Raw genomic sequence first — 9,465 nt, 5'->3', positions numbered from 1 at the left:
TATATACACCCAAAAACAGCAGGTTCCGGATCACTCCGAAAACCTGCTGTCCTGATTCGCTGACTATTATTATTTTACGATAAAAGATTTTCTCTTGCTGACAACATCGAAGATAACCGCTGCCAGAAGAACCATACCTTTAACAACCTTCTGGATATTCTGGTCAATACCCATGATACTCATACCAAGATTCAGAACACCCATCAGAAGTGCACCAATGATAACACCAGGAACTGTACCGGTACCACCATAAGCAGAAGCACCACCAATAAAACAAGCACCGATCGCATCCATCTCAAAGTTTGTACCAGCCTGCGGGTTGGAAGAATTCAATCTGGCCATTGTCACCATACCTGCGATAGCAGCCAGAAGACCCATGTTCAAGTAAGCAAGGAAATAAACTTTGTTCGTATCAATACCGGAAAGCTTTGTTGCCTTCTCATTACCACCAACTGCGTAGAAATAACGGCCTGTTGTAGTCTTGGAAGCAATGTATGTATAGATCGCGATGATCACTGCAACCCAGAGAAGAGAATTCGGGATACCTTTGTACTGAGCAAGTCTGAACATGAATGCAAGAACAACTACACAGATCAGAACCATCTTCACTGCAACACCACCGAAAGACTCAACACTGTAGCCTTTTTTTGCACGGTCTGCACGGTTTTTCATAACAAGTGCAACATAGAGGATGCAGACAATAATGCCAACTACAAAACATGTTCTGTTAAATCCTTCACCTCCACCAAGGAAGTCCGGAATATAGTTATTGAACAGAGCCAGATAAGCATCCGGCATCGGGGCCAGGGTCTGTCCTTCCAGAACTACGTTGGAAAGACCACGAAAAGCAAGCATACCTGCCAGAGTAACAATAAATGGAGGAATTCGTACATAAGCGATCCAGAATCCCTGCCATGCACCAATGGCAATACCCACAAGAAGCATCACGATCATAGTGAGATACGGGTTCATACTGTTGAGAACCATCATCTTACCACCGACAGCAGCAACAAAGCATACAACAGAACCAACTGACAGATCGATGTTACCACCTGTTAAAATACAGAACAGCATACCGGTTGCAAGAATAAATACATATGCATTCTGGGCTACCAGGTTATTTACATTCTGCGGAAGAAGCATAACGCCCTTTGTGTTCACAGAAAACATGATCACAACAAATACCAGAACAATGACCATGGTATATTTTTTTAATATTTCTGAAAAACTAATCTTTTTCTCCATCTTCTTACTCTCCTTTACCTGACTTCACGATCCTGGACATGATCAGCTCAGATGTAGCTTCCTCACCACTTACCTCACCTACGAATCTGCCCTCGTTCATGATATAGATTCTGTCTGACATTCCAAGCACTTCCGGAAGCTCAGAAGAGATCATGATCACAGATTTTCCTGCTGCGACCAGGTCATTGATGATACAGTAGATTTCATATTTAGCACCTACGTCAATACCTCTTGTAGGTTCATCCAAGATCAGAATATCCGGCTCTGCAAACATCCATTTTGCAAGAAGGACCTTCTGCTGATTACCACCGCTCAGGTTTCCGACATTCTGCTCAACTGTCGGACACTTGGTTTTCAGTTTCTTCCTGTATTCCTCAGCAACTGCGTATTCTTTATCCGTATCGATCACTTTTCCATTACTGATACCGGACATGTTTGCAAGCGTAGTGTTCATCTTTATGGACTTGGAAAGGATCAATCCGTTTCCTTTTCGATCCTCTGTAACATAGGCGAGCTTGTTGTCAATAGCCTCCTGAACTGTATTCAGCTTCACTTCTTTTCCATTCATGAACACCTGGCCGGAAATCTTAGTTCCATAGCTCTTGCCAAAAATACTCATGGCCAATTCTGTACGTCCTGCTCCCATCAGTCCTGAAATACCGACAACCTCTCCTTTATGTACTTTAAAGGATACGTTATTTACCACCTTACGTTCTGTATACAGAGGATGGTAAACATTCCAGTTCTTAACTTCCATGGAAACATCGCCGATCTTTACATTTGGACGTTTCGGGAACCGATCTGTCATCTCACGTCCAACCATTCCCTGAATGATCCTCTGCTCAGAAAAATCGTCTTTCTTTTTATCCAGTGTTTCAATGGTAGATCCATCTCGGATAACTGTGATCTTATCTGCTACATAGGAGATTTCATTTAATTTATGGGAAATGATGATAGAGGTCATTCCCTGCTTCTTGAATTTCAGAAGAAGATCCAGAAGAGCTTTGGAGTCATCTTCATTCAGTGATGCGGTAGGCTCATCCAGAATGAGCAGCTTTGCATTCTTTGCAAGTGCCTTTGCGATCTCAACCAACTGCTGCTTACCTACACCAATATCCTTGATCAAAGTTCTGGAGGATTCCTCCAGTCCTACTATTTTCAAATATTTATCTGCTTCTCCATAAGTTTCATTCCAGTTGATGGAAAAGCTTTTGCCTCTTTCATTACCCAGATACATGTTCTCCCCGATGGTCATGTACGGGATCAGAGCAAGTTCCTGGTGGATGATTACAATTCCTTTATGTTCACTGTCTTTGATAGTGTTAAACTTACAGATCTCACCATCATAAATAATATTTCCTTCATACGAACCGTACGGATAAATACCACTTAATACATTCATCAATGTAGATTTACCGGCACCGTTTTCACCTACCAGTGCGTGGATCTCGCCTTCCTCGACCTGGAGATTAACATTATCCAGTGCCTTTACACCTGGGAAAGTTTTGGTGATATTTTTCATTTCCAGAAGTATCTTAGCCAACTCAATTTCCCTCCCTTTCCACTGTTCATGCAGGCGGTTATATTCCCCGCCTGCATGTGATAAATTTCTTTCTTAAAAATTCTGATTATTTGATCTGATCCTCTGTGTAGTATCCGGAGTCGATCAGGATCTCTTTGTAGTTATCTGTTGTAACAACAACCGGATCGCAAAGGTATGTCGGGATGACACCGGTTCCGTTATCATAGGATTTTGTATCGTTCACTTCCGGCTCCTCACCTTTCATGATGGAGTCAACCATTTTTACTACTGCAGATGCAAGAGCTCTTGTATCTTTGAATACAGACATTGCCTGTTTTCCTGCTACAAGGTTCTTAACGTTTGGTGTGTCACAGTCCTGACCAGTAATGATCGGATATTCTCCTGTGTAGGAAGCTGCCAGTGCATTCTCAACACCAAGGGCTGTGGAATCGTTGGAGCAGAGAACTGCGTCAAGGTTTGTTCCGTCAGAGTAGTTACCTGCGATGATAGTATCCATTCTGTCCTGTGCTTTTGCACTGTCCCAGTTAGCTGTAGCAACCTGCTCGAACTCTGTCTGACCGGATTTTACTACCAGCTTACCGTCATCGATGTATTTCTGGAGAACATCCATTGCACCACCGAAGAAGAAGTTACAGTTGTTATCGCCAGGATCTCCTGTGAACAGCTCAATATTAAATGGTCCGTCCTGATTGTCAAGATCCAGTGCATCTACCAGGTACTCGCCCTGTTTCTGACCTACTTTGTAGTTATCAAATGTTGCATAATAGGTTACTGCATCGGAATTCATAAGAAGACGGTCATAAGAGATAACCGGAATTCCTTTTTCTTTGGCCTGTTTCAGAGGCTCGCCAAGGCTGCTTCCATCGATGGATGCCACAACCAGAAGGTCACATCCGTTTGCTACCTGGTTCTCAAGCTGGGAAACCTGTGTGCTTACATCATTGGATGCATACTGAAGGTCTACCTCATATCCTGCTGCCTCCAGCTCTTTCTTCATGTTATCGCCATCCTGGTTCCATCTCTGGAGATCCTTGGTCGGCATGGTAACACCGATCAGTTTCTTGTCTGCTGCCTGTGCTGTTGCTGCCGGAACTACCACCATACCAGCTACCATTGTTGCGCAAAGAAGTGCAGATACCATTTTTCTTTTCATTGTAAAATCCTCCGTTTCATTATTTATTTTTGGAATCACGTTTCCTTCGATGATGTTACTATAGCACAGGACTGTCTGGACATAGTTGGCAATGACAGAGACATTTTTTTGCAAAAGAAAAATGCCCTGCATCAGGCAAGACATTTTTGCACCAAAAATCTGCTATTGATTTTTGTCATAATTGTGTATTATTGCACATATGGCTACACTGCCACATTACTTGCAGAATTTCACCACCACATATATGCCGGTATGCAATCTGTTCTCCATTACTCTGTATCATAATCTGTATTGAGATATACTTCATCCCTTCTGTGGAAACCGCCGTCAATGATCACCTCATCAATATTATCTCTTGTAACGGCAACCGGTTCCAGCACCTTCGCCGGGATATCATAGCTTCCATCGTTCATGGTATCTGTCACATCTGACGGAAGCTTTCCCTCTTCTGCCATCTTCACCGCATATTCAGCTGCCTGGCATGCCAGATCTTCGATAGATTTAAATGCTGTCATGTACTGGGTTCCTTCTACAATACGCTGACATGCAGCCAGATCACCATCCTGGCCTACCACGATCACCTGTCCGGCAAGCTGGTTTTCCGCAAGAACCTGTATCACCTGGCTGGCAATATCATCATTTCCACACATGATTCCCTTTACATCGGGGTACTCTTCCAGTGCCTCCTCCACATAATCTGCTGCCAGCTCCGCGACCCAGCCCTCACAGTTGGCTTCGTAAACCACCTTCAGATCACTGTTTTTCAGAGTGTCTTCAAATCCCTCTTTTACCATGTCCACATTGTTATCTGAAGCAGATCCCTGGACCATAAAAATCTTTCCGCCATTAGGGATCACTTCCATCATGGACTGTGCCATGACCTCTCCGACTTTCCGGTTATCAAAGGAAATATACATGTCTGTATCCGCATCATTTACCATACGGTCATAGGAGATCACCCTGATCCCTACATTGTGGGCACGCTCCACAGCCTCAGATAATGCCTTGCAGTCTCTGGCAATGATCACGATCACATCCATATGCTTCCTGATAAAATAGTCGATCTGGCTGATCTGCTCTTTTGTATCTGCTCCCGCATCCTGAACATTCACTTCCGCTCCCAATTCCCTTGCGGTTGCCACGAATGCATCCCTGTCACGAATCCACCTCTCAATAACAAAGGAATCCACTGTAAGACCGATCTGAATTTTCTTTTCACCACTGTCTTCCTCTGTATCGTTTTCCTGTGCAGCTGTCTGCTTTGTTTTTTCGGAAGCGCAGCCATTCAGCATCAATGTCAACAGACACAGCAAGATCAACAGCTTCCTGATCATTTTCCCCCCGCTCATATTGTCTACCTCAACCTCTCTCTGAATTCACTTGGTGTCACGCCTTCGTATTTTTTGAATATCCTGCTGAAATAATTTGGGTCGCTGTATCCGGATTCCGCACAGATCTCCTTGATGGAAAGCCCTGAATCCTTGAGAAGTTCTCTTGCATTCCGAAGCCGCACTTCTGTAAGATACTCGATAAAATTTCCTCCGGTCTCCTGCTTAAAAAGCTTGCTGAAATAATAAGGGCTGATATCCACCTCCCGTGACACCTCATCCAGTGAAATATCTTTTTTGTAATTGTCCCGAATATAGGACTTTGCTTTTTCGATAATAGAAACCGCTTCTTTTTCCCTTGCACTTTCCATGTTACTGCAGATTTCTGATGTTTTGCCCAGGAACCATTTTTTCATTCCTTCTATATCTGTATATTCCTGGATCTCATGAATATAATTTCTGCGGCAGCTGATCGCATATTTCACGGTACCTGCAAAAAAGGCCTTTTTTTCCACTCCCATCACAAGCTCCAGGATCTTGATGCGCATGTCCTCCAGATCTACTCCCGGCTGCTTCTCCATCCACCTGATAAATTCCTCGGCACAGCTTAAAGCTCCTGCCACATCCTTATCCATCACCCGCTTTTCATAGCGATGTTCCAGATCTCTTGGATATTCGCCGTCATATTTCTGTGCAGCCGGAACATCCTCAATATGTATAACATGGCTGGTGCTTTCCCGAAGTGCGATCATGGCCTCCTTGAAGGATTCTTTCATGGTGCTTCCCATCTCCTTCACCCGGCCGATACCACAGCGAAATTTACTGTCGATCCTGCTTTCCAGCTTATGTACCATGTTTCTGGTTCTTGTTACAACCTCCACACGTTCCTCATAGGACTCCCTGGAATTACGGTATGGAACAAGCAGTACAATACGGTTTCCCATAATGGGTCCTACCAGACATTCAAAAAATCCCTGAGCGATTTCCCGGAATGTGGAATAAAATTTGTTTGCCTTCACACTGGCCCCCACCGCATTGGTAAGAACGCCATTTTCCGTGGAATCCCCGAATTCAGCCACGATCATATATCCATATTCTTCCCGGATATCCAGAAGCTCCCTGTAATTATCCTGATATGTCTGAAAATCATCCTGCAGAAGAATATTATTGATATATCCGCTTTCGATCATGGGCACAACTGTCTCCAGCTTTTCACGGATACGGAGATCATCGCTTCGCTTCTGTCTTGTGTAATCTACCTTTTCCATAGCTTTGGAGCATGTTTCCAGAATCACCTTTTTGTTTACCGGCTTGGTAAGAAATTCCATAACTCCAAGATTTACCGCTTCCCTGGCATAATTAAATTTATCATAGGCTGTAATGATCACAAAGACCACAGATCTGTTAAATTTCTGAATTTCCCGGATTGCCTGGATCCCACTTAAGCCCGGCATCTGAATGTCCATAAAGCAGATATCCGGCGGATATTTCTCCGCCTCCTCCACAACCACACGGCCTGTCTTGGCTGTATGGATCTCACATTCATTTCCATAGTTGGAACTTATAATATTTTTCAGGGATTCCAGCATGATCCCCTCATCATCAGCAATCAGGATTCTGTACATTTTTTTCGCTCCTCTCCAGAGGAATATTGATCACTACCTCTGTTCCCATTCCTTCACCTTCACTGTATATTTCCATTAATCCGTCCCGCTCATAATACAGTTCCAGACGGCTGATCACATTATTCATTCCAATTCCCGTGGAATCACCCTCGCCTGAACTGCTGTGGACTTTTTTTGACAGTACTCTTTGTATCTGTTCTCCGGTCATGCCCAGTCCGTTATCCCGAACACTGATCTCAATATGGTCGTTCCATTTCTCCACACTGAGATCAATATGTCCTTCCCAATCTATATTCCGGATTCCATGATTGACTGCGTTTTCCACAACCGGCTGCAGGATCATACTGGGAACACGTACATTTTCCACATCACATTCCACTTTTTTTGAAAAATGGATGTCCCCGGCAAACCGTACATTCAGAATATAAATGTAATTGTCCACAGCCTCCAGTTCTTCCTCCAGTGTGGCATCTTCCTCACCCTTCTTTACATTGTAGCGAAAAAAATCTGCCATCTTTTCCACAAAGATACTGGTTTTTTCTGCATCCTCCATCATTGCAAGCTGTACTCCTGCATTCAGGGAATTAAAAAGGAAATGCGGATTGATCTGAGACTGGAGATACTTAAGCTGTGCCTCCTTGAGATGTGTTTCCATCAAAAGCTCCCTCTCTATCATCTGCTGTTCTTTTTCCATGCTGGCCTTTGTCCTGGCAATGTAAAGACCAAGATTATCCACCATGGTATTAAAGGCTCTTGTTACCGTTCCAAGCTCATCCCTGGAATCTGCTGGGGGCATCTTTACATTAAAATTCCCCTGACCTACCAGCTGTGCAGTTTCTGCCATATTAGTCAGCGGCAGGAACATCTCCCTTGTTGCCATGATCAGAAGGAACATCCCACAGATCACCACCAGAAGCATGATCATCATATTACTGATCTCCAGATATCTCATAACCGCCCGGAGAGCTGCATAAGTCTGGGAATTTTCTTTAAAAAGCTGCTTGTTCAGCTCATCCATAGAACTCTGGATATAACTATAAAGCTCCAGACTTTCATCATATTCCTGCTTATATTTCTCCACATTCCTGCCTCTCTTGGCAGCTACAGTTCCTGCGGTACAGGAAAGATATGATTCTGACATCTTACGTATCTTCTTCTCCAGAAGTTTTACGGAATCATCAATATTCCGTTCATTTAACTTCTCCAGCTCCTGCCTGTATTTCGCCTCATTCTGATAATAATCCATCAGTGCCTGAGAGTTTTTTACCTTCAGATACTGGTACATACTGTCCTGCACATCGTCAAAAACCTGCCCAAGCTCTGTGATCTGGGCATTGCTGGCATACACATCATCCATCTCCTGCATGGAGTTGTTGATCCGCGCATAAAACAGCATGTTGATGCTGAACAGTAAAACTGCCAGCACGCCAACCTCGATCATGATCTTGCTTACAAGAGAAAAGTCACTCCAACGGATCTTTTTCATCTGTGACTGCCTCCCTCCTCATCTTCTTCACTGCTGTTCTGTCAAGAAAATTAATGTCTACGTTGTAGAAAGAATTGGTTCTTCCATCTTCTATATAGCTGGTAACTGCCTCCACACTGTACTGTCCCAGCTGGGTCGTGTCCACATCACAGGTAACTGAAATAACACCTTTTTCAACTGCCGCCAGAATATCCTCAGATGTATAATAACCAATGATCTTCACTTTTCCTGCAAGGTTGAAATCCAGAATTGCCTGTCTTGCACACTCCGTTGTCTCCTCATCCATACACACAAGGATATCCGGAACATTCCGCTTCTGCTGAAAAATATCAGTAACTGCCTCCTCTGTTTCAAAGGTTCCTGTTGACAGAAGATTCCTTCCCTTGATCTCAATATCCTCAGAACCAGCTGCCATCTTCACCGCATTGCTGATCTGAGTGTATATCTGACTTTCGTTCATATCATCAATGTCCCGTTTCTGCAGAATCAGGATCTTCTTCGTGTTCTCATCCACGTATTTGGCAACAATTTCCCCGTAAGCCATGCCAAGCTGATAATCGCTGACTCCCACAAAGCTCTGGCGGCGGCTGTGCACCGCATCACTCATGACTGTAACCACCGGTATTCCGTTTCTTACTGCAGTATTGATTGCTTCTTCCAGACCGGCTTCTCCATTATACTGCAGGATAATACCATCCGCCTTGGCCGCAATGCTCATATTCATATAATCAAGTTTATCATAGGATGTTTCTCTGTCCGGCCCCATGATCTCAAGCAGTACATTATTCTGAGCTGCTTTTTTCTTCGCACTGTCATATACTGCCTGCCAGAACTGGGAATCGGGGCTGTCCACGATCATGTCGTACTGGTATTTATATATTTTCTCTTCCTGTTCATCCAACCCTGCTTTTTCACTGATTCCTCTATAATAGGATTCTCCTGTCATATAAGTAAGTACTATCACGGCAGCAAAAACCAGCAGGATGCAAGCTGATTTCTTTTTCATAATACACTCCATTCTGTTTCACAAAACATTCCGGGTTTCAGTTTATCATAATTTCACAGAAAAGTCACTGTTTGGCATG

The 9,465-nt window shown here is 43.8% G+C and carries 7 protein-coding genes; all 7 read right to left on the bottom strand.

Translation table 11 applies throughout. The features are described from left to right. Nucleotides 1-69 precede the first annotated feature (69 nt). The 7 genes from mmsB to NCY57_RS13045 all read right to left on the bottom strand — a co-directional run bounded on the left by mmsB (nucleotide 70) and on the right by NCY57_RS13045 (nucleotide 9,386). Nucleotides 70-1,245: a multiple monosaccharide ABC transporter permease gene (gene mmsB / locus NCY57_RS13075; protein WP_250789746.1), complete on the bottom strand. Its 1,176-nt coding sequence runs from the start codon at nucleotides 1,243-1,245 to the stop codon at nucleotides 70-72. 4 nt (nucleotides 1,246-1,249) lie between these two features. Then, nucleotides 1,250-2,788, bottom strand: coding sequence for a multiple monosaccharide ABC transporter ATP-binding protein (gene mmsA / locus NCY57_RS13070; RefSeq protein ID WP_173736835.1), 1,539 nt, complete (start codon nucleotides 2,786-2,788; stop codon nucleotides 1,250-1,252). An 85-nt stretch (nucleotides 2,789-2,873) separates the two neighbouring features. Next, entirely contained in the window at nucleotides 2,874-3,902 is a 1,029-nt protein-coding gene (gene chvE, locus NCY57_RS13065) for a multiple monosaccharide ABC transporter substrate-binding protein (protein WP_227588556.1), read from the bottom strand. A gap of 308 nt (nucleotides 3,903-4,210) precedes the next feature. Next, nucleotides 4,211-5,290 (bottom strand): sugar ABC transporter substrate-binding protein, encoded by a 1,080-nt coding sequence (locus tag NCY57_RS13060; RefSeq protein ID WP_250789745.1) that lies wholly within the window; start codon nucleotides 5,288-5,290, stop codon nucleotides 4,211-4,213. 5 nt (nucleotides 5,291-5,295) lie between these two features. After that, entirely contained in the window at nucleotides 5,296-6,894 is a 1,599-nt protein-coding gene (locus NCY57_RS13055; protein WP_250789744.1) for a response regulator transcription factor, read from the bottom strand. Continuing rightward, nucleotides 6,872-8,380 carry a sensor histidine kinase gene (locus tag NCY57_RS13050; protein WP_022426665.1) on the bottom strand — a complete coding sequence of 503 codons (1,509 nt, stop codon included), beginning with the start codon at nucleotides 8,378-8,380 and terminating at the stop codon, nucleotides 6,872-6,874. The genes NCY57_RS13055 and NCY57_RS13050 overlap by 23 nt, the downstream gene beginning before the upstream one ends. After that, entirely contained in the window at nucleotides 8,358-9,386 is a 1,029-nt protein-coding gene (locus NCY57_RS13045; protein ID WP_092070236.1) for a sugar ABC transporter substrate-binding protein, read from the bottom strand. The genes NCY57_RS13050 and NCY57_RS13045 overlap by 23 nt, the downstream gene beginning before the upstream one ends. Nucleotides 9,387-9,465 lie beyond the last annotated feature (79 nt).

It is taken from the genome of Blautia sp. MB18-30 (assembly GCF_023669475.1).
GTDB classification, from domain to species: Bacteria; Bacillota; Clostridia; order Lachnospirales; family Lachnospiraceae; genus Blautia_A; species Blautia_A fusiformis.
Note: the sequence above shows the minus strand (reverse complement) of the source record. Positions and strands in the feature narration are given on the sequence as shown.